A 19,217-nucleotide genomic window follows, 5' to 3' on the forward strand; every position below is an offset into this window, starting at 1 on the left:
CTCAGAACTCGTTCTGGATGTGCTTGTAGCCCAGCACCAGCGCATTGTTCGTGCGTGCGACGTCCTCGGAGAAATCGCTCGCGTCGGCCGTCACCTGCGGCAACGCGGCGAGATCGGTTTCCGGCCCGATGCGCTCGGTCGAGCGCACGTAGAAACCCGGCGGCAGGTGGCAGCCGTCGACGACCGCGTTGTAGCGCACCACGCAGCCGTCGTCGATCGTGCAGTTGAACAGCACGCTGTTGAAGCCGACGAACACACCGTTACCGACCTTGCACGGCCCGTGGACGATCGCGCGATGCGCGATCGACGTGTGCCGGCCGATGGAGACGCTCGCGCCCGACTTCGAATGGATCACCACGCCGTCCTGGATGTTCGAATGCGCGCCGATCACGATCGGTGCGATCCGGCCGCCGGCATCCGTTTCGTCGGCGCGGATCACCGCGTACGGGCCGATGAACACGTTCTCCTCGACGATCACGAGCCCGCACAGAATGGCGGTCGGATCGACGAAGGCGCTCGGGTGAATCTGCGGCAGGTCGCCGCGCGGGTTCTTTCTGATCATCAGGATTCCTGCCTTGAAATGGGGCGGCCGCGCTTGATCCGCTCGAACAGGCCCGGATCGCGCCACTGTCCGGCGATGGCCGGCGCGAACACGATCGCATCCAGGTCGATGCGGCCCATGCGCGGGTTGAACGCATCGTCGCGAAAGCACTGCGCGTAACCGGTATCGGTTTCGTGAACGATGATCGAATGCAGCCGAACCTCGGCTTCGCCGTTCGTCATGCGGGTGCTGGACAGCACCGCATCGACGAGGCGAAAGAACACACGCGAGAACTGCTCGGCGCTCGGCGACACGGGCAGCAGCACCCAGCGCTCGGAATGCCGGCGCATGCTCTCGACGTAGCATGGGTCATCATCCGACCACAACGTCACTGCGTGATCGAACGCGTCGACCAGGTCGCGCACGTCGCCCTTGAGCAGCCCGAAGTCGTAGATCATCTGCCCGCGATCCAGCGCGTGTGCTTCCAGCAGCAGCTCGACGCGGTACGAATGGCCGTGGATCGAATGCGAGCAGCGCCGCGTGCTGCAACCGCGCACGACGTGCGCGTTCTCGAAGCGGAACAATTTGCGGATCAGCATGCGTCGGCGCCTTCGCGCACCGGCGCGGCCCAAGCCACCGCGTCGTGCGGATGCAGGCTTTCCAGATGGCGCACGTGCACGTGCGGGGCCGCATCGTGGCCGAGGTCATCCAGCGCGTCCCGGACGCGGCGGGCGGCATCCTCGACGAACATCAGGTTCCCGCCGTTCAGCACCGCGAACGCCTGCTCGTCCGCACGCTTGACGGCCGTCTGCACCGGCGTGCCGAGCGCGTGCTCGATACGATCGATCAGGTCGATCAGCCCCAGCGTCGCGCGATCGGCAGGCAGCGCCACGCTGACGACGGCTTCGCTGCGCTGGCTGTGCGGCGTGGCCGCCGTCGCGTGCCGTTTCAGCCACGCGGCGACCGCCGCCGGCGCCACGCGATCGTCGCGGCCGAACGCCGCGAGGAACGCCTGCTCGACCCAGTGCCGCGACAGCGCCGCGGAGCACGGGCACGTCGACGAATAGGCGACCGTCACCTGCGCGCGCAGTTCGAACCGGGAGCCGGTCAGCGCCGCGTCGATCCGGACCGGATAGCCTTTCCATCCGGCCAGCCCGTCCGTCACCAGCGCGGCGCGGCGTGCGAGCAAGTCGAAGCGCAGCCGTAGCCGCGCACGGTGCGTGTCGCAGTCGCGATGGCTGTCGACCATCGCATGCAGCACACGCTGCAGGCCGGCCGGCGACAGTGCCGCGCCGTCGCCGAGCCCGTCGAGCAGCCGGTACAGCCGCGACATGTGGATGCCCTTCACGTGCGGCGCGGGCAGATCGACCTGCACGTCGGCGCGCGCATGCACGTCGCGCCGGCAGCCGGGCTCGGCCACCGCAACGGGCAGGTCGATGCCCTGCATGCCGACCCATTCGAGCGGGCGGCCGCCCGGCGCGGCATCAGTCAGGGAAATATCGGGAAGGGGTGCGTTCATGCTCGGAATCCGGTGGAGCGCCTTCTCCATCCGGATCGATGCAGGAAGCGCGTTCGGGTCAGGGCCAGTCGCGAAACGGGTTGTCCCACGTGGTCCAGTGTTCGGGGCCGGTGGCCATCTCGGCGTCGGTCAGCAGACACGCGTCGAAGCGCGCGCGCAGCGCGGGCTCGTCCATGTCCATGCCGATCAGCACGAGTTCCTGTCGTGCATCGCCGACGTGCTCGTCCCAGCGCGCGCGGATCTGCGCGACCGCTTCCTGGTCCTGCGGCCAGCGCTCGGGCGGCATGGCCGCCCACCAGTAGCCGGCCGGCCCGTGCCGCGCGACCGCGCCGGCCTGCGACCACGAACCGGCGACGGTCGGGTGCGTGGCGAGCCAGAAGAACCCCTTCGAGCGCACGACGCCCGGCCATTCGCCTTCGACGAGATCGAAGAAACGCTGCGGATGGAACGGCCGACGCGCGCGATACACGAAGCTGCGGATGCCGTACGCGTCGGTCTCGGGCGTGTGCGTGCCGCGCATCTCCTGCAGCCAGCCCGGCGCGCGCGATGCCGCGTCGAAGTCGAACAGGCCGGTGTCGAGCACGCGCTCGAGCGGCACCTTGCCGAATTCGGCGATCTCGATCCGTGCGCGCGGATTCAAGCCGCGCAGCAGCGCGACCAGCCGCTCGCGCGCGTTTGCGTCGATCAGGTCGATCTTGTTGATCACGATCACGTCGCAGAACTCGATCTGGTCGATCAGCAGATCGACCACCGTGCGCGCGTCCTCCTCGCCCATCGATTCGCCGCGCGACTGCAGGCTGTCGCGCGACGCGTAGTCGCGCAGGAAATTGAACGCATCGACCACCGTCACCATCGTGTCGAGCCGCGCGACTTCGCCGAGGCTGCGGCCGTCCTCGCCTTCGAACGTGAACGTCTCGGCTACCGGCAGCGGCTCCGAGATGCCGGTCGATTCGATCACGAGCTGGTCGAACCGCCCCTCGCGCGCGAGCCGGTCGACCTCGATGAGCAGATCCTCGCGCAGCGTGCAGCAGATGCAGCCGTTGCTCATCTCGACCAGCTTCTCGTCGGTGCGCGACAGCCCCGCGCCGCCGTCGCGCACGAGCGCGGCGTCGATGTTCACCTCGGACATGTCGTTGACGATGACCGCGACACGCCGGCCCTCGCGATTGTTGAGAATGTGGTTGAGCAGCGTCGTCTTGCCGGCGCCGAGGAAGCCGGACAGGACGGTCACGGGAAGCCGCGTGGACGGGGGAAGTGCGGGGCTCATCGGGCAATTCCGGTCGAAGACGTTGAAGAGAGAATGATATGTTGTATCGCAACGATATAACATATCATTTCAGACGTCCAGCAGGCCGGTCGGTTTTTGTCCGGAGCGGGCCGCGCCCGCTCCGGTGTCGGTCCTTCAGGTATAGAGCGACGCCGGCGGCCATTCCCCGGCCAGTGCAAACCGGCCCACGTCGCGCAGCCGGTAGTCGAGCGGGTCGTGCAGCGTATGCGTGCGCGCGTTCCGCCAGAAGCGGTCGAGGCCGAGCGACGCGGCCGTCGCGCGTGCGCCGCAGGCGTCGAACAGCGCCTCGCCGTTCTCGAGCGCCGCGCGCTGCGCGACGATCTTCGCCTCCGATACCGCGAGCGCCACCTCGGCGCGCTCGTCCGCCGTCAGCGCATCCTGCCGCGCCCACGCACGCTGCAACGCGGCGGCCGCGCGATCGGCCAGCGCCGCCGCGGCGATGGCCCGCACCCGCATGTCGCCGAAGCGCTGCAGCGTGTACGGATCGTCGCTCGCCTGCGCGACCTCCGACTGGATCCACGGGCGTCCATGCTTCAGCACGTAGTCGCGCGCTTCCGCCAGCGCGCCTTCCGCGAGCCCGACGAACAGGTTGGTCAGCACCAGTTGCGACACGAGCGTGCGCAGCGTCGCGCGCGGCGTCGGCGGCGACTCCGAACGGTGCAGCACCTCGTCCGGCGCGAGCGTCACGCCGTCGAAGCGCACGCTGCCGCTGTCGGTCTGGCGCTGGCCGATCGGATCCCAGTCTTCGTTGACCGTGATCCCCGCGCGATCGGTCGGCACCACGCCGAACACGGTGCGGCCGGTGTCCGGATCGTGCGCGGACACCGTCATCCGCTGCGAGCCGCGCGTGCCCGAACAGAAGCCCTTCACGCCATCGAGCCGGTAGCCGCCGTCGGGCGTCGCCGTGGCCACGAGCCGCGTGTCGAGCGGATTGACCGCATTGCCCCACCACCATTGCTGCTCGACCGTGCCGCGCAGGTAACGCTCGCGCTGCGCGGCGTTGCCCCACACGTCGACGCTCACCACCTGCAGGCACTGGAACCCGACGAGATGCGCGAGCGCGCTGTCGACGCGCGCGATCTGCCGGATCGCATCGTAGATCGCCGGCCATGCGGCTTCCTGCCCGCCGAACGCGCGTGGTACCGCAAGCGTCAGCAAGCCCGCATCGGCGAGCCACTGCTTCTCCTGCGCCGCGTGACCGCCCGCGCGGTCGCGCGCGGCGGCGGTCACGCGCAGCGCGTCGATCGCACGCGCCAGCGCGGCGCGGTCGACAGCCGGTGTATCGGTATCCGGCGCGAGGGTCGCCGGGCCGCGTGGATCGTTCATGCGACAGCTTCCTGTTCAACGGTTTCACCCGACAGCGGGACGAGCGCGCCGAGCCGGCGGCCGGTCAGCCGCGACAGGATCTCGCGCCGCCAGTCGTCGTAGATCGCACGATATTCGGCGATATCCGCGCCGAACACCAGCGCGGTATGCGCGTACTCGTCGTGCAGGTAGCCGTCGAGCCGCGCCTGGGTTTCCTCGTCGGCCGCGATCACGCGATCGATCAGCGCGTCGCGCTCCGCGGCCGGCAGCGCCTGCAGCGTGTCGAACCACCACTGGACGATCTGCACGCGATGCCATTCCTCGTCCGGCCGGATCCGGTTCTCGCCGTGCTCGCGCATCGCGGAATCGCCGATGCGGCCGGTCTTGCGCTGGATCCACAGCTTCGCGAGGATATGCAGCTCGTAATGCCACTCGAACGCGAGAAAGCCCGCGACGTCGCGCACCGCGATGTCGCCGATGCGCGCCCAGTGCGCGGCGACGAGCCGGTCGACTTCCGGCAGCGGATCGCTCCCCGTCAGTTCGGTCACGCGTTCGCGGCCGATCACCGCGTGCGCGCCGTCGTCGCCGAGCTGGCGCGACAGGATCAGCTGGAAATGCGGATCGTCGCGGAACAGCGTGTCGATCGCTTTCGCGACGACCTGCACGATGAACAGGTCGTGCGACGCCATCTTCGTGTAGTAATCGGCGACGGCGGCACGTTCTTCCGCGTCAAGCGGCTCACGCGGCGGCTCGACAAGCTTCGCCGGAAAATCGGGACGATGGCGTCGCGCCACGTCGAGAAACAGCGCTTCCTCGAATTGTCCGTTCCATTCGCGCGGCGCGCCGATGGGCAAGGTCATAGGTTCTTTCTCTCAGGATCATGAATGAAGCGAGCAGACGCTCGTGGCGTCGCTCAGGTACGCCGGGTCACACGTCGGACCAGGCGGTCGCCCGTGATTTGCACGGCCGAGACGAGCGCGATCAGGATCACGATCACGGTCGCCATGACGGTGGTGTCGAAACGCTGGTAGCCGTAGCGGATCGCGAGATCGCCGAGGCCGCCCGCGCCGACGGCGCCCGCCATCGCCGTCGAGCCGATCAGCGCGACGACGGTAATGGTGAAGCCGCCGAGCATGCCCGGCAGCGCTTCGGGCAGCAGCACGTGCCACACGATGTGGCGGCGCTTCGCGCCCATCGCGAGCGCGGCCTCGATCAGCCCGCGGTCGACTTCGCGCAGGCTCACCTCGGCGATCCGTGCGAAGAACGGGATCGCGGCGATCGACAGCGGCACGACGGCCGCCAAGACGCCGATCGTCGTGCCGATCAGCACGCGCGTGAACGGCAGCAGCGCGACGAGCATGATGATGAACGGCGTCGAGCGGAACACGTTGACGAGCGCGCCGAGCACCGCGTTCACGCCGCGCCGCTCGTAGATGCCGCCGGGCGCGGTCGTCACGAGGATCACCGCGAGCGGGATGCCGATCAGCGCGGCAATCACGGCCGACGCGGCGACCATCGACAGCGTGTCGCGGATCGCGTCGAGCAGTTCGGGCCACCAGAGGTCAAACATAGCCGAGCACCTCCGCGTGATTCGCGTGGCGGCGCGCGCGTTCGAGCAGCGCGGCAACCGCACCGCCGCGCGACGCCGGCTGGCCGGCGTCGTCCGCGTGCGGCGCTGCCGCGATCACGAGCCGCCCCTGCGCATGCCCCTGGATACGCTCGATCCCGCCGTGCAGGAAACGTACCGAGCCGCCGAGCGCCGCCGCAAGCGCGCCGACATCCGGCTCGCCGCCGCTCTCGCCCGTATAGCGGACGTCGAGCACGACCTGCGCGCCGTCGGGCAACGCGGCTTGCTCGGGCAGCGGCTGCACGCGCGCCGCCAGTTCGGCCGGCAGGTCGTGCACGAGCGTGCTGAGCAGCGCGCGCGTCGCGCCGTGGCGCGGATCGCCGAACACGCGCCACACGGGGCCGGTTTCGACGACTTCGCCTTGCTCGATCACCGCGACCGTGTCGCACACCGCGCGGATCACTTCCATCTCGTGCGTGATCAGCACGATCGTCAGCCCGAGGCGGCGATTGATGTCGGCGAGCAGCGCGAGGATCGACTGCGTCGTTTCGGGATCGAGCGCCGATGTCGCCTCGTCGCACAGCAGCACTTCGGGATCGTGCACGAGCGCGCGGGCAATGCCGACGCGCTGCTTCTGCCCGCCCGACAGGCTGGCCGGATACGCGTCGCGCTTCGCGGCGAGCCCGACGAGCTCGAGCAGCGCCTCGACCTTGCGCACGCGCTCGGCCTTCGGCACGCCGGCGATCTTCAGCGGCAGCGCGACGTTCTCGAACACCGTCTTCGCGGACAGCAGGTTGAAATGCTGGAACACCATGCCGGTGCGGCGCCGCAGCGCGACGAGCCCGTCCTCGTCGAGCGCGCCGACATCGACGCCCTGCACGCGCACGCGGCCCGAGCTCGGCCGTTCGAGGCCGTTCACGAGCCGCAGCAGCGTCGACTTCCCTGCGCCGCTGCGGCCGATGATCCCGAAGACCTCGCCGCGCCGCACGTCGAGCGTCACGTCGCGCAGCGCGGCGGCCTGGCCGCGCGCGGTCGCGAACACCTTGCCGACGTGCTCCAGCGACACGGCGGCGCCACTGGCCGAGCCGGCCGATTCGGCCGACGCAGCCGCTGCGTCATGCGTCGCGGCAGCGGTGCCGGCGCGTACGGCCGACGTATCGATGAAACCCAGCGTATCGAACAATTGCGTCATCGCTTCGCTCCGTCACGTTCACGCATGCGCGGGATGCGCGAACTCGGCCACGGCGGCCGGCCGGTGCTGCGCGCCCGTGTGCCACGCGGGCAGGCGCGGGCCCGCGCCGAACAGCTTCTCGCGCAGCGTCGGCGCGGGATCGTAGTCTTCCTTGTAGACGCCACGGTTCTGCAGCTCGGGCACGACCCAGTCGACGAAATCCTCGAACGACTCGGGCATCACGGTGCGCGTCAGGTTGAAGCCGTCGATGCCGGTCTCGTCGATCCACGACTGCAGCTCGTCCGCGACCTGCGACGGCGAGCCGACGATCGGCGCATAGCGGCCGCCGAGCGACATCTGTTCGAGCATGCGCCGCACGGTCCACGTGCCGGTCGTGCTCTTGCGCGAGATCGCGTCGACGGCCGACTGGATCGAATCGGTTTTCACGTACGAGATCGGCTCGTCGAGGCCGTACTTCGCGAAGTCGATGCCGGTCGAACTCGCGAAATGCGCGAGGCCGGCTTCGGGGCTCGCGTAGCGCCGGTATTCGTCGAATTTCTCGCGCGCCAGGAGTTCGGTTTCCGCCGTCACGACGCTCACGCCGGCAAAGATCCTGATTGACGCCGGGTCGCGGCCCTGCCGCGCAGCGGCCGCGCGGATGTCGAGTGTCGCCGCGCGCGCGGCGGCCTTGCTTTGCCCGTTCACGAACACGCATTCCGCGTGACGACCCGCGAACTCGACGCCGCGTGCGGACGAACCGGCCTGGTACAGCACCGGCGTGCGCTGCAGCGACGGCTCGCTCAGATGGATCGCGTCAATCGAGTAGAACGGCCCGTCGTGCTTCACGCGCCGCACCTTGCCCGGCTGCGCGAACACGCGCGCCTGCGCGTCGCGGATCACCGCGTCGTCGTCCCAGCTCTGTTCCCACAGCTTGTAGACGACGTCCATGTAGTCGTCCGCGCGTTCGTAGCGGTCGTCGTGGCCGATCTGCTGCGCGAGGCCCATCCCGCGCGCGGCGCTGTCGAGATAGCCGGTGACGATGTTCCAGCCCACGCGCCCTTTCGTCAGGTGATCGAGCGTCGACATGCGGCGCGCGAACAGGTACGGCGGTTCGTAAGTCAGGTTCGCGGTCACGCCGAAGCCGAGATGCCGCGTGACCTGCGCCATCGCGGGCACCAGCAGCAGCGGATCGTTGACGGGCACCTGCACCGATTCGCGCAGCGCGGCATCGGGGCCGCCGCCGAACACGTCGTACACGCCGACGATGTCCGCGAGGAAGATCCCGTCGAACTTGCCGCGTTCGAGCGTCTTCGCGAGGTCGGCCCAGTAATCGAGATCGGTGTAGTGCGCGGAGCGGTCGCGCGGATGCGTCCACAGCCCGTGGTTGATGTGCCCGACGCAGTTCATGTTGAACGCGTTGAGCAGGATCTTCTTGCGGTTCGCCGTCGTCATGCCGCCTCCGTCACCACGCGACCGCGTACAGCGAGCCGAACGCGTTGTCGAGCGCACGGCGCACCGCCGGCGAGTGCTGGTAGATCGAGATGAACTTGCGGATGCGCGGATCGTTCACGCTGTCCGGCCGCACGACCCACTGGATCGCGAAGATCTTGTTCTCGGTGCCGTCGAACAGCAGCGCGCTGTTCGGGTCGGTCGTGCCGGCGAGCTTGATGAAGCTCGGGTAGCCCTGCGCGAGATCGACGTCGTCGAGCGAGCGCGCGAGCTGCGACGCTTCGAGCGGAATGATCTTCAGGTGCTTCGGGTTCGACACGATGTCGTGCGTCGTCGCGCGGTAGTCGGCGCCCGGCTTCAGCGTGATGAGCCCCGCGCGCTGCAGCAGCAACAGCCCGCGCCCGCCGTTCACGGGATCGTTCGCGATCGCGACTTTCGCGCCGTCCTTCAGCTCGCTGAAGCTTTTCACCTTCTTCGAATAGAGGCCGATCTTCATGATCGTGCCGGGTGCGATCGACACGAAGTTGTAGCCGCCCTGCTTGTTCGCGTTCTCGAGGAACGGGATGTGCTGGAAGTAGTTGACGTCGATGTCCTTGTTCGCGAGCGCCGCGTTCGGCGTGTTCCAGTCCGTGAACTCGACGATCTTCACGTCGAGCCCCTGCGCCTTCGCCTCCTTCGCGGCGACCTTCAGCGCTTCGATCTGCGGGCTGGTCGAGATGCCGACCTTCAGCGGCGCGGTGTCGGCGTGCGCGCCATTGAGCAATGCGACGCCAAGCACGGCGGCAGCCAGCAGGCGCGTGACGCGGCCGGCGGAAAAGCGGGTGAAAAAAACGGCATGCAGCATGGAAACCACTCTCCTGTCCAAAGACGGTATCGACGGATGAGCGACGCCGCGGCGAACGCGCGGGCGTTCTCCGGACAGGGGTCATCGCATCGGAAAAGATCAGCCGATGATAGAGAGCGGCGCGGGGGTGGTCTACGAAGCGATTGTGCGAAGAAAATCGCGCGCGGCGATATGGCGGGCGGCCATGCGGGATCGGGGGCGCGACCGGGCGCCGGCCGGCCGGCTGGCCGAAATCTCGGCCTGGGCGCCGGGCGAATTCCGAAATCTCGGCCAGCCTGTCGGGCCGATCTTTCAGCAGACGAAACAAACCCGTTATAAATCAATGCATTAAAAATATTCCGGCAAGCCGGATTTCTGGCACGGGGGTTGCGTAATAGACGGCACACGATGCCGCGAAGCCATGCAGGCATACCAACATCAGGAGACACGTCTTGCAGACCTCTATCCATACCCCGTCCCATCCGGAGCCGGTTTCCGACGCCGTCGCCACCCCGCGCGAGCGCTTCTGGCCGGAAGGCTGGTGGAAACTGATGGAAATCCGCATCGGCATCATTCCGCTGCCCGTCTACTTCATCCTGTTCGCGCTGATCGTCGGCTTCTCGGTGACCGGCAAGGTGCCCGGCGAGATCTCGATGGCGATCGCGGTGCTCGCGTTCTTCGGCTTCACCTGCGCGGAACTGGGTAAGCGCCTGCCGCTCTTGCGCAACATCGGCGCGGCCGCGATCTTCGCGACCTTCGTGCCGTCGGCGCTCACGTACTACCACGTGCTGCCGAAGCCGGTGCTGAACCTGACCGTCGAATTCACGAAGTCGACCAACTTCCTGTACCTGTTCATCGCGTCGATCATCGTCGGCAGCATCCTGAGCATGGATCGCCGCGTGCTGATCCAGGGCTTCGTGAAGATCTTCATCCCGCTCGCGGCCGGCTCGGTCGCGGCCGCGATCGTCGGCACGGCGGTCGGCACCGCGCTCGGCCTCGGCGCGCGCCACACGCTGCTGTACATCGTCGTGCCGATCATGGCGGGCGGTGTAGGCGAAGGCGCGATTCCGCTGTCGATCGGCTATTCGGAACTGATGCACCTGCCGCAAGGCGAGATGTTCGCGATGGTGCTGCCGCCCGTAATGCTCGGCAGCCTGACCGCGATCATCCTGTCGGGCGCGCTCGACATGCTCGGCAAGCGCTTCCCGCACCTGACCGGCAACGGCCGCCTGCAGGTCGGCGAATCGGGCGACATGACGCCCGAGAACGAGGAAATCCGCGGCCACGTCGACGTCTCGCACATCGCGGGCGCCGGCATCACGGCCATCACGCTGTACCTGGTCGGCCTGATGGCGCACAAGCTGTTCGGCCTGCCCGCGCCGGTCGCGATGCTGTTCCTCGCGGTGCTCGTGAAGCTCGCGCGCGCAGTGTCGCCGCCGCTGCAGGAAGGCGCGTTCGTCGTCTACAAGTTCTTCTCGACCGCCGTCACGTATCCGCTGCTGTTCGCGATCGGCGTCGCGATGACGCCGTGGGACAAGCTGGCCGCCGCGTTCACGATCGTCAACGTCGTCACGATCGTGTCGACCGTCGCGACGCTGATGGGCACCGGTTTCGTGGTCGGCCGCCTGATGAAGATGTACCCTATCGACACCGCAATCGTGAACGCCTGCCACAGCGGGCAAGGCGGCACCGGCGACGTCGCGATCCTGACTGCCGCGAACCGGATGCAGCTGATGCCGTTCGCGCAGATCGCGACGCGTATCGGCGGCGCGATCGTCGTCACGGTCACGCTGATCCTGATCGCCCACTTCGGATGACGCGCCGCCGCGCGCACCGTCGCGCAGGCCGCTTCGCACGCGCCGCCGCCGGCCCAGCCGGCGCGCGGCGCGCGTCGTTCGGGGCGTCGTGTCGGACGTCGTGCCGTGCGGACGGTTGCGGGCTTCGATGAGGGCGAACGTGCAGAAGAGCTTCAAGGGAATCCCGTGGTGGGGCTGGGCATCGGCCGGCGTGCTGTATGTATGCGTGGCGGCCGCGGCCGTCGATTTCGCGTGGGAACGCGCGATCGACGCGCTCGAGGAAACCGGCGCGCACCGGCTCGACCTGTATGCGTCGAGCCTGAAGAGCGAGCTCGGCCGCTTCGAGATCCTGCCCGGCCTGGTCGCGCGGCAGGACGGCGTGCGCACGATGCTGAAAGCCGCGCCGCACGATGCCCCCGCGCTCGTGCACACGGTCAACACCTACCTCGAAGCCGTGAACCGCGACGCGGGCAGCGGCGCGGTCGACGTGATCGACCTGCAGGGTGACGTGATCGCCGCCAGCAACTGGAACGAGACGCTCAGCTTCGTCGGCACCAACGTGTCGTACCGGCCGTACTTCAAGGACGCGCTCGCGCGCGGCAGCGGCCGCTTCTTCGGCATCGGCACCAACACCGGCGTGCCGGGCGTCTACTTCGCCAGCGCGGTGCGCGACGACGGCGTGCCGATCGGCGTGGCCGCCGTGAAGATCAGCGTCGATCCGCTCGAATCGGCGTGGCGCGCGCCGGGCGTCGCCGCGATGGTCGTCGACCGCAACGGCGTGGTCGTGATCTCGACCGAACCCGCATGGAAATTCACCGCGCTGCGCCCGATCACCGCGCAGCAGCAGCACGACATCCAGGCGTCGCGGCAATACGCGGGGCGCACGGTCGACGTGCTGCCGTACCGCCATATCGGCGACCGCAGCGCGGCCGCGTGGTTCGGCACCTTCCCCGATACGCGCCACAGCGGCCGCACCACGCGCTATCTCGTGATGTCACGCCCCGCGCCGCAGGCCGGCGATTCGCTGATGGTGCTGCTCGACATCGCGGGCGCGCGGCGCCAGCAGCAGACGGCCTTCGTGTTCGTCACCGGCGCGTTCCTGATCGCCGCGCTGCTCGCCGGCTACGCGATCCAGCGACGTCGGGCAATCGTCGCGCGGCTGAACGCGCAGGACGCGCTGCGGCGCGCGAACGACCAGCTCGAGCTGACCGTCGCGCAGCGCACGGCCGCGCTGACGGCCGCGAATGAACGGATGCAGCGCGAGATCGTCGAGCGCGAGCGCACCGAGCAGCGGCTGCGCGCATCGCAGCAGGAAGTCGTGCATGCGGGCAAGCTTGCGGTGCTCGGACAAATGGCCGCCGGCCTCACGCACGAGCTGAACCAGCCGCTCGTCGCGATCCGCACGCTGTGCGACAACGCGCGCACGTTCTTCGAGCGCGGCCAGCCTGCGCCGGCGCTCGCCAATCTCGAACGGATCGGCAAGCTCGTCGACAGCATGGCCGTGCTCACCGGCGAGCTGAAGACCTTCGCGCGCAAGCCCGACGTCGAGCGCGTCGCGGTGTCGCTGAACGAGGCCGTCGCGCATGCGCGGCTCATCTACGATGCGCGGATCCGCGACGAAGGCGTGCAGCTCGACGTGAACATCGCGCCCGGCACCGCCGTGTCGGCCGAATCGAGCCAGCTGCAGCAGGTGATCGTGAACCTGCTGGGCAATGCGCTCGACGCGGTGCACGACGCGCCCGTGCGCCGCATCGTCATCGAGGCCGCCGGGCCGGACGAAGCCGGCCGCGTGCGCTTCACGGTGGCCGACAGCGGCGCGGGCATCGCGCCCGAGGTGCTGCCGCACCTGTTCGAGCCGTTCGTCACGACCAAGCCGCGCGGCCAGGGCCTCGGGCTCGGCCTCGCGATCACGTCGCGCATCGTCGAGGCGTTCGGCGCGAAGATCGCCGCGACGAACCGCGACGAAGGCGGCGCGCAGTTCAGTATCGAATTCGCGGCGGCCACGCTGCAAAGGACAGAGCATGGAAGATGAGATTCGGGTGCTGGTCGTCGAGGACGATGAAAACGTCCGGATCGGCGTCGAGCAGGCGGTAGCGCTTGCCGGCTTCGCGGTCGATGCGTTCGCGTCGGCCGCCGACGCGCTGCATCACGTCGCGCCCGGCGCACCGGTCGTGATCGTGTCGGACGTGCGGATGCCGGGCATCGACGGGCTGCAGCTGCTCGATCGCGTGATGGCCATCGACGCGCAGATCCCGGTCGTGCTGATCAGCGGCCATGCCGACATCTCGACGGCCGTCGGCGCGATGCAGGTCGGCGCGTACGACTTCATCGAGAAGCCGTTTTCGTCGGACGTGATCGCGGGGCGCGTCGCGCGCGCGGTCGAGAAGCGCCGCCTGACGCTCGAGGTGCAGGGGCTGCGCGCGGCGCTGAACAACTGGCAGGGCATCGAGGCGTTCGTGCTCGGCAAGTCACCCGCGATGGCCGACGTGCGCAAGAAGATCCTGCGCCTCGCCGATACATCGGTGTCGGTGCTGATCACCGGCGAGACGGGCACCGGCAAGGAGCTGATCGCGCGCAGCCTGCACGATTTCGGCGGCCGGCGCGACGCGCATTTCGTTGCGCTGAACTGCGGCGGCCTGCCGGAACAGGTCTTCGAGAGCGAACTGTTCGGCCACGAAGCCGGCGCATTCACCGGCGCGATCAAGAAACGCATCGGCAAGATCGAATGGGCGGACGGCGGCACGCTGTTCCTCGACGAGATCGAGACGATGCCGATCCCGCTGCAGGTCAAGATGCTGCGCGTGCTGCAGGAGCGCGTGGTCGAGCGGCTCGGTGCGAACGAGCTGATTCCGGTCGACTGCCGCGTGGTTGCCGCGTCGAAGGCCGATCTCGCCGAGCTCGCGGCCGACGGCCGTTTTCGCGCGGACTTGCTGTATCGCCTCAACGTCGCGCAAATCGAACTGCCGCCGCTGCGCGAGCGGCGCGAGGACGTGCCGCTGCTGTTCGAACATTTCGTGCTCGCGGCCGCGCGCCGCTTCGGGCAGCCGGCACCGGTCGTCACGGCTGCACAGGTGTCCGAACTGATGACGCATGCGTGGCCGGGCAACGTGCGCGAGCTGCAGAACGTGGCCGACCGCTTCGTGCTCGGGCTGACCGGCGACAGCCTGCTGTCGTCCGGCGGCACGCCGGCCGCGGGCGGCACGCTCGCGGAGCAGCTCGCGTATTTCGAGCGGATGCTGATCGAGGACATGCTGCAGCGTCACAACGGCAACGTCGCGGACGCAAGCGAGGCGCTCGGGATGCCGAAGAAAACGCTCTATCACAAGCTGCGCAACCTGCGGATTCCCGCGCGCGGCGACGCGGCGGCCGATGGCGGCGAATGACGCGAACGAGGACACGCACAGCATGGATCGCATCGAAGTCACCGAACAGGGCCGCATCACCGGCCACCTGATCCGCGGCGTCACGCACGCGCAGAAAACCTTCCGCCCGAGCGACTGGCCCGAGCGGCTCGCGGGCGTCATCACGCTGTTCGTCGGCGAACGGCGGCCCGGCTATCCTTGCGCGCTGTCGCGGCTCGCGATGCCCGTCGTAGACGGCAACGTCAAATGCCTGTTCGTGTCGGACGAATTGCGCAGCGTGTGTGCGGACGCATTCGATTTCGCGATGCAGTTCGCGGCCGACAACGACCTCCCCGTCGTGCTTCAGACCGCGCCCGCGCTGGCGGTGCGCTGACGCGTGAGCCGCTTTCGCGGCGGCTCGCGGCCTTCCCTTTCCCTGGTTTCGATGCGCGGTTGCGCAGGCCGCCGCACGCCCTTTTCCGGCCTTTCCGGCTTCACGATCAATCGTTAGACGATTGAAAGCATCGACACCCATCTCCTTCCGACAAGGCTTTCCGGCCGAGCCATCAATAAAATTGATCGTCACGATGAAAATTATGCGTTTTCCTTGCAGGTCGCCGTGATGCATAGTTGCGTCGTGTTGACGCACCTTTGAGTCTTTCAGTCATGAACATGCGAATCGAGCCGTCCGTGCTCGCGAACCCCGACCTGCAATTTGCGACGCTTTCGTCAGGCATCAGCCTGCCGTATGTCGAGCGGGGCAGCGGCGCGCCGATGGTGTTCGTGCACGGCTCGCTGTGCGACTACCGCTACTGGGATCCGCAGCTCGCCGCGCTGTCGGCCCACTACCGCTGCATCGCGCCGAGCCTGAGCCACTACTGGCCGGCAGTCGAAGCGGGCATCCAGGACGAGTTCAGCTGGCAGAACCACGTCGACGAGCTCGCCGAATTCATCGACGCGCTCGATCTCGGCCCCGTGCATCTGGTCGGCCACTCGCGCGGCGGCAGCGTCGCGTTCAACGTCGCGCGCCAGCATCCGCATCTCGTCGAATCGCTGACGCTCGCCGATCCGGGCGGCCCGCTGCAACAGCCGGGCGTACGCGAAGCCGCGCTGCCGGCCGCTGCGATCGCGCTGCGCACGAAGGCCGTGAGCCTGATCGGGCAAGGCGAGGTGGACGCCGGCCTCGAGATGTTCGTCGATTCCGTGAGCCTGCCGGGCGCGTGGAAGAAGAGCACGTCGCGCTTCCGCACGATGGCGATCGACAACGCGAGCACGCTGCCGAAGCAATTGCGCGATCCGCTGCCCGCGTACTCGCAGCACACTGCCGGCGATATCGCATGCCGCACGCTGCTGATCGACGGCCAGCGCAGCCCGAAGATGTTCCGCAACAACGTCGATACGCTGTCGCAGTGGATCGGCAATGCGCAACGGCAGACGGTTGCCGGCGCATCGCACGGGATGAATGCGGCGAGCCCCGCGGTGTTCAACCGCTTCGTGCACGAGTTCGTCGCCGCGTAAGTGCTCCCGGGCGGCATTCGTTCCGCCCAATCGCTCTCCCGCTCTTTTCTAAACGATACGGGCCCCCGCTCCGCATCGACGGTCACCGCGTTCCGCGTCCGGCAACCCGAACACGCTGTCGAACGCCCAGTTGTACGCGAACGTGAAGATTGGGGGAGAACACGATCAGCACAATCGACGCGATCAGGATCACCAAGCGCCTCGAACATTACGACGCAAACGTCGCGTCTCTTCCACCCTTGCTTGACGTCCTCCATCGCCTAATGGCAATGGATTCCCACACCTGGCGATGCACGTCCGCATCGGAGAATGTTGAGCGCAGCGTTGGTGTCTCGATCATGCTCGACACCACAGCCATCGCAGGCCCACTCCCTTACTCGCAGTCCCGCGATACCTTTCGGCCGCGTCGTGCTGTCTTTCGATCCGCACGCCGAACAGGACTGGGTAGAACCGCTTTCGTCCACTTCCTCGAACGTGGCTCCGTGCGCCATCGCCTTGTAACGGAGCTTGTTTCGGAAGGACGACCAGGATGCGTCGTAGACGCTCTTCGCCATCCTGGTTCTGGCAAGTTTGACCGCGGACACGTTGCCGACCGCGATGTAGTCGAAGCGTCGCACCAGATTCAATGCAAGCTTGTGCTGGAAATCGGCGCGGGCATTCGCCACCTTGGCGTGCAGCTTTGCGATATGCCGCTTGTGCTTTCGCGCACGCTGCGCCTTCGCCAGCTTTTCAGCCGCACGCTGACCAAACCGATCATTAGGCAACTTTTCGCCGGTCGAAAGTGTGGCGAAGTCTTTCAGACCAAGGTCAATTCCGACACCGGAACGAATCGGACGGGCCCGAACATCGGGTGCCTCGACCACAACGTTCAGGAACCAGTTGCCACGGGCATCCTGCGCAAAGTTGGTTCCGTCCTTGATCTTGCCTCCGGGAAGCGGGCGGCTGTTGAACACGCGAAAGGTATTGCCGGCGAAACGGAACGCGTCGCCTTCGCGCTTCAGGTCACGGCCCTTCAGCGGAACCCAGCCGAGCGACTTCCTGCCGCGATAGCGCAGGTAGGGCCGACGGTGCTGGCTGCGCGACTTCGCGTATTGCTCGCACGTTGCGTTGATCGTGCCGGAGTGGATGCCGAGTTCCTTGCTGCTACCGGCTGTCAGCACGTTCAGATCAAAACCCGTCGGCCACCTCTTGCTCCACTTGAGCGCGTGCTTCTGCGCGTCATTGCAGAAGTTCCAGACGTAGTTCACCGCGCGACTCTGCTTGTTAAGCAGTCCGTTGAGCGACTTCACCCTGTAGCGATAGACAAGAATCATATCGGTGATCCTAACCCGTGGAAGAAGCGGCCTGTCAACAGCACGCCTATCCTCGCCGTCATGCGCTCCAAACGACTCCGCCTTGTGAAAGAATGGGGCGCTTTCTTGAAGCAATCGATGATTCGCGCTGCTGCCCGACGCGCATTTGATAATCGAATGACTGCACGCGCATGCGCCGCGTGAGTCGTAAGGTGTCAAAGATTTGCTGCTGCGTGGTCAGGCCACTGCAGAACTCGTGCGAGCGCTTCGCTGCAGGCGACGGAAAATAACCGGCGTGGGGGCGAGCGCCACCACGCCGCCGGTCAACGCCTGACGGCTTGACCGTTAATTGCGATTAATGCGCTGCCGCCGCGCTCTGGATCGAATCGACAAGCGACGCGTTGTCGTAGCGTCGTCCGGCAATGCCCCATCCACCGTCGACCGCATGGACGACGTTCACCCACACCTGCGCGGCCGTCAGCCGCCCACCTGCCCGGCGCAGCACGATCGCGGTCGCCCGTTCGACGAATTGCCGCTGCCGCTCAGGCGCCGCGAGCGCCACGGCGGGCAGCTTCAGCTCGACGAACGCGGCAGGCTCCGCGCGCCCCTGCACGAAGGTCCGGTCACGCGGCAGCACGTTGAGCGTGCCCACCACGTTCGGCGCCAGGAACGCATTCCCGGTCAGCCCCTCGACGTCCAGCAGCGCATCGGTCAACTCGGCAAACACCGGCCCCTCGTCGTCCGGCGTGAAAACTCCTTCTGATACGGTCAGCGTAATCGGCATCGCACTTTCTCCAGGTCAGGTCATCGGGATCGTGACGTGATATAAATACCAGTCACTCTCTATACATTAGACACTGATCGCTCTCTATACAAGATAAAGAGTGATCGCTCTGAAGCGAGCCTGTCATGCGTTATTCCGTCGAGCACAAGCACGAAACCCGTACGCGCATCCTCGAAGCCGCGAGCCGGCTGTTTCGCGAGGAGGGGTATGGCGGCTCCGGCATCGGTCCGCTGACGAAGGCGGCGGGCGTCACCAACGGCGCGTTCTACGGCCATTTCAAAACGAAGGGTGAAGCGTTCCGGCAGGTCGTCCTCGATGGCCTCGCCCAGCTCCGGCAAGGCGTCGCGACGTTCAAGGCCGAGCATGGCGCGCGTTGGCGGCGCCCGTTCGTGTCGTTCTACCTCGGCCCGCGACGCACCTGCGAACTCGGTGAAAGCTGTGCACTGCCGAGCCTGTCCCCGGAAGTGATGCGCGCCGATGACGAGACGCGCGACGCGTATGAGCAGGCACTGCGGCAGATCGTCGACGAAGTGTCGGCCGGAATGGACAGCCCACTCGATGACGATCGGGCAATCGCGTTCCTCGCGCTGCTGTCAGGCGGTGTCACGCTCGCGCGCGCGGTGCGCGATCCCGAGCTCGCGCAACGCATCGCCGATGCGGTCGGCCGCTACGCGGTGGTGATCGCCGAACGCACGGACGTGAAGCCGGAGCAACAGGCCTGACCGCCCTGACTGACCGCCAATAAAAAACCCGATCCGCGTCGCCACGGATCGGGGTGCTTCGATCGACTACCCGGTAAGTCGGCCCGTCTCGGGCCGGTGCA

The 19,217-nt window shown here is 67.4% G+C and carries 19 protein-coding genes; 7 read left to right on the forward strand and 12 right to left on the reverse strand.

Annotated features, from left to right (window positions below; all coding sequences use genetic code 11):
- Window position 1: 1 nt before the first annotated feature.
- The 10 genes from C5O79_RS04770 to C5O79_RS04815 form a co-directional block, all read right to left on the reverse strand.
- Complete coding sequence (locus C5O79_RS04770) at window positions 2-562, reverse strand: carbonate dehydratase (RefSeq protein ID WP_046546155.1); 561 nt, start codon at window positions 560-562, stop codon at window positions 2-4.
- Window positions 562-1,140, reverse strand: a complete 579-nt coding sequence (locus C5O79_RS04775; RefSeq protein ID WP_047851220.1) for a 6-carboxytetrahydropterin synthase — start codon at window positions 1,138-1,140, stop codon at window positions 562-564. Before C5O79_RS04775 ends, C5O79_RS04770 begins: the two co-directional genes overlap by 1 nt.
- Window positions 1,134-2,060 (reverse strand): GTP cyclohydrolase FolE2, encoded by a 927-nt coding sequence (gene folE2 / locus C5O79_RS04780; protein ID WP_174242151.1) that lies wholly within the window; start codon window positions 2,058-2,060, stop codon window positions 1,134-1,136. The genes C5O79_RS04775 and folE2 overlap by 7 nt, the downstream gene beginning before the upstream one ends.
- A gap of 58 nt (window positions 2,061-2,118) precedes the next feature.
- A complete protein-coding gene (gene zigA / locus C5O79_RS04785; RefSeq protein WP_174242152.1) occupies window positions 2,119-3,327 on the reverse strand; it encodes a zinc metallochaperone GTPase ZigA in 1,209 nt (402 codons plus the stop codon).
- Window positions 3,328-3,462: 135 nt separating this feature from the next.
- On the reverse strand, window positions 3,463-4,674 hold the full coding sequence (locus C5O79_RS04790) for an acyl-CoA dehydrogenase family protein (protein WP_046546159.1): 1,212 nt from the start codon (window positions 4,672-4,674) through the stop codon (window positions 3,463-3,465).
- Entirely contained in the window at window positions 4,671-5,513 is an 843-nt protein-coding gene (locus C5O79_RS04795; protein WP_047851223.1) for a hypothetical protein, read from the reverse strand. The genes C5O79_RS04790 and C5O79_RS04795 overlap by 4 nt, the downstream gene beginning before the upstream one ends.
- A gap of 53 nt (window positions 5,514-5,566) precedes the next feature.
- Window positions 5,567-6,223, reverse strand: coding sequence for a methionine ABC transporter permease (locus tag C5O79_RS04800; protein WP_131931214.1), 657 nt, complete (start codon window positions 6,221-6,223; stop codon window positions 5,567-5,569).
- A complete protein-coding gene (locus C5O79_RS04805) occupies window positions 6,216-7,412 on the reverse strand; it encodes an ATP-binding cassette domain-containing protein (protein ID WP_047851224.1) in 1,197 nt (398 codons plus the stop codon). The genes C5O79_RS04800 and C5O79_RS04805 overlap by 8 nt, the downstream gene beginning before the upstream one ends.
- An 18-nt stretch (window positions 7,413-7,430) precedes the next feature.
- A complete protein-coding gene (locus tag C5O79_RS04810; RefSeq protein WP_047851225.1) occupies window positions 7,431-8,843 on the reverse strand; it encodes an LLM class flavin-dependent oxidoreductase in 1,413 nt (470 codons plus the stop codon).
- 10 nt (window positions 8,844-8,853) lie between these two features.
- Window positions 8,854-9,684 (reverse strand): MetQ/NlpA family ABC transporter substrate-binding protein, encoded by an 831-nt coding sequence (locus tag C5O79_RS04815; RefSeq protein ID WP_047851226.1) that lies wholly within the window; start codon window positions 9,682-9,684, stop codon window positions 8,854-8,856.
- A 106-nt stretch (window positions 9,685-9,790) separates the two neighbouring features.
- Here C5O79_RS04815 and C5O79_RS04820 point away from each other — a divergent pair, with 106 nt between their 5' ends.
- The 6 genes from C5O79_RS04820 to C5O79_RS04845 all read left to right on the forward strand — a co-directional run bounded on the left by C5O79_RS04820 (window position 9,791) and on the right by C5O79_RS04845 (window position 16,318).
- Window positions 9,791-10,015: a hypothetical protein gene (locus C5O79_RS04820; protein WP_046546165.1), complete on the forward strand. Its 225-nt coding sequence runs from the start codon at window positions 9,791-9,793 to the stop codon at window positions 10,013-10,015.
- 100 nt (window positions 10,016-10,115) lie between these two features.
- Window positions 10,116-11,480 carry a 2-hydroxycarboxylate transporter family protein gene (locus C5O79_RS04825; protein WP_122476900.1) on the forward strand — a complete coding sequence of 455 codons (1,365 nt, stop codon included), beginning with the start codon at window positions 10,116-10,118 and terminating at the stop codon, window positions 11,478-11,480.
- 127 nt (window positions 11,481-11,607) lie between these two features.
- Entirely contained in the window at window positions 11,608-13,491 is a 1,884-nt protein-coding gene (locus tag C5O79_RS04830; RefSeq protein ID WP_046546167.1) for an ATP-binding protein, read from the forward strand.
- On the forward strand, window positions 13,481-14,842 hold the full coding sequence (locus C5O79_RS04835; protein WP_046546168.1) for a sigma-54 dependent transcriptional regulator: 1,362 nt from the start codon (window positions 13,481-13,483) through the stop codon (window positions 14,840-14,842). Before C5O79_RS04830 ends, C5O79_RS04835 begins: the two co-directional genes overlap by 11 nt.
- A gap of 22 nt (window positions 14,843-14,864) precedes the next feature.
- A complete protein-coding gene (locus C5O79_RS04840; protein WP_039367942.1) occupies window positions 14,865-15,194 on the forward strand; it encodes a DUF3579 domain-containing protein in 330 nt (109 codons plus the stop codon).
- Window positions 15,195-15,466: 272 nt separating this feature from the next.
- On the forward strand, window positions 15,467-16,318 hold the full coding sequence (locus tag C5O79_RS04845) for an alpha/beta hydrolase (RefSeq protein ID WP_122476906.1): 852 nt from the start codon (window positions 15,467-15,469) through the stop codon (window positions 16,316-16,318).
- Between the two features lie 260 nt (window positions 16,319-16,578).
- Here C5O79_RS04845 and C5O79_RS04850 read toward each other — a convergent pair whose 3' ends face one another.
- The gene (locus C5O79_RS04850; protein WP_122476910.1) at window positions 16,579-17,631 is read right to left on the reverse strand and encodes an RNA-guided endonuclease TnpB family protein; all 1,053 of its coding nucleotides are present in this window, start codon (window positions 17,629-17,631) and stop codon (window positions 16,579-16,581) included.
- A gap of 334 nt (window positions 17,632-17,965) precedes the next feature.
- Window positions 17,966-18,394, reverse strand: coding sequence for a Tautomerase enzyme (locus tag C5O79_RS04855; RefSeq protein WP_122476912.1), 429 nt, complete (start codon window positions 18,392-18,394; stop codon window positions 17,966-17,968).
- 125 nt (window positions 18,395-18,519) lie between these two features.
- Between C5O79_RS04855 and C5O79_RS04860 the strand changes: the two genes are divergently transcribed.
- Window positions 18,520-19,116 (forward strand): TetR/AcrR family transcriptional regulator, encoded by a 597-nt coding sequence (locus C5O79_RS04860; RefSeq protein WP_122476915.1) that lies wholly within the window; start codon window positions 18,520-18,522, stop codon window positions 19,114-19,116.
- The last annotated feature ends 101 nt before the right edge of the window (window positions 19,117-19,217 follow it).

Origin of the sequence: Burkholderia sp. SRS-25 (assembly GCF_004343765.1) — a bacterium.
GTDB classification, from domain to species: Bacteria; Pseudomonadota; Gammaproteobacteria; order Burkholderiales; family Burkholderiaceae; genus Burkholderia; species Burkholderia contaminans.

What these genes read in the sequence shown, in the direction of transcription:
- C5O79_RS04770 (WP_046546155.1), bottom strand. Translation starts at nt 562, where the DNA reads ATGATCAGAAAGAACCCGCGCGGCGACCTGCCGCAGATTCACCCGAGC.
- C5O79_RS04775 (WP_047851220.1), bottom strand. Translation starts at nt 1,140, where the DNA reads ATGCTGATCCGCAAATTGTTCCGCTTCGAGAACGCGCACGTCGTGCGC.
- folE2 (WP_174242151.1), bottom strand. Translation starts at nt 2,060, where the DNA reads ATGAACGCACCCCTTCCCGATATTTCCCTGACTGATGCCGCGCCGGGC.
- zigA (WP_174242152.1), bottom strand. Translation starts at nt 3,327, where the DNA reads ATGAGCCCCGCACTTCCCCCGTCCACGCGGCTTCCCGTGACCGTCCTG.
- C5O79_RS04790 (WP_046546159.1), bottom strand. Translation starts at nt 4,674, where the DNA reads ATGAACGATCCACGCGGCCCGGCGACCCTCGCGCCGGATACCGATACA.
- C5O79_RS04795 (WP_047851223.1), bottom strand. Translation starts at nt 5,513, where the DNA reads ATGACCTTGCCCATCGGCGCGCCGCGCGAATGGAACGGACAATTCGAG.
- C5O79_RS04800 (WP_131931214.1), bottom strand. Translation starts at nt 6,223, where the DNA reads ATGTTTGACCTCTGGTGGCCCGAACTGCTCGACGCGATCCGCGACACG.
- C5O79_RS04805 (WP_047851224.1), bottom strand. Translation starts at nt 7,412, where the DNA reads ATGACGCAATTGTTCGATACGCTGGGTTTCATCGATACGTCGGCCGTA.
- C5O79_RS04810 (WP_047851225.1), bottom strand. Translation starts at nt 8,843, where the DNA reads ATGACGACGGCGAACCGCAAGAAGATCCTGCTCAACGCGTTCAACATG.
- C5O79_RS04815 (WP_047851226.1), bottom strand. Translation starts at nt 9,684, where the DNA reads ATGCTGCATGCCGTTTTTTTCACCCGCTTTTCCGCCGGCCGCGTCACG.
- C5O79_RS04820 (WP_046546165.1), top strand. Translation starts at nt 9,791, where the DNA reads ATGATAGAGAGCGGCGCGGGGGTGGTCTACGAAGCGATTGTGCGAAGA.
- C5O79_RS04830 (WP_046546167.1), top strand. Translation starts at nt 11,608, where the DNA reads ATGAGGGCGAACGTGCAGAAGAGCTTCAAGGGAATCCCGTGGTGGGGC.
- C5O79_RS04835 (WP_046546168.1), top strand. Translation starts at nt 13,481, where the DNA reads ATGGAAGATGAGATTCGGGTGCTGGTCGTCGAGGACGATGAAAACGTC.
- C5O79_RS04840 (WP_039367942.1), top strand. Translation starts at nt 14,865, where the DNA reads ATGGATCGCATCGAAGTCACCGAACAGGGCCGCATCACCGGCCACCTG.
- C5O79_RS04845 (WP_122476906.1), top strand. Translation starts at nt 15,467, where the DNA reads ATGAACATGCGAATCGAGCCGTCCGTGCTCGCGAACCCCGACCTGCAA.
- C5O79_RS04850 (WP_122476910.1), bottom strand. Translation starts at nt 17,631, where the DNA reads ATGATTCTTGTCTATCGCTACAGGGTGAAGTCGCTCAACGGACTGCTT.
- C5O79_RS04855 (WP_122476912.1), bottom strand. Translation starts at nt 18,394, where the DNA reads ATGCCGATTACGCTGACCGTATCAGAAGGAGTTTTCACGCCGGACGAC.
- C5O79_RS04860 (WP_122476915.1), top strand. Translation starts at nt 18,520, where the DNA reads ATGCGTTATTCCGTCGAGCACAAGCACGAAACCCGTACGCGCATCCTC.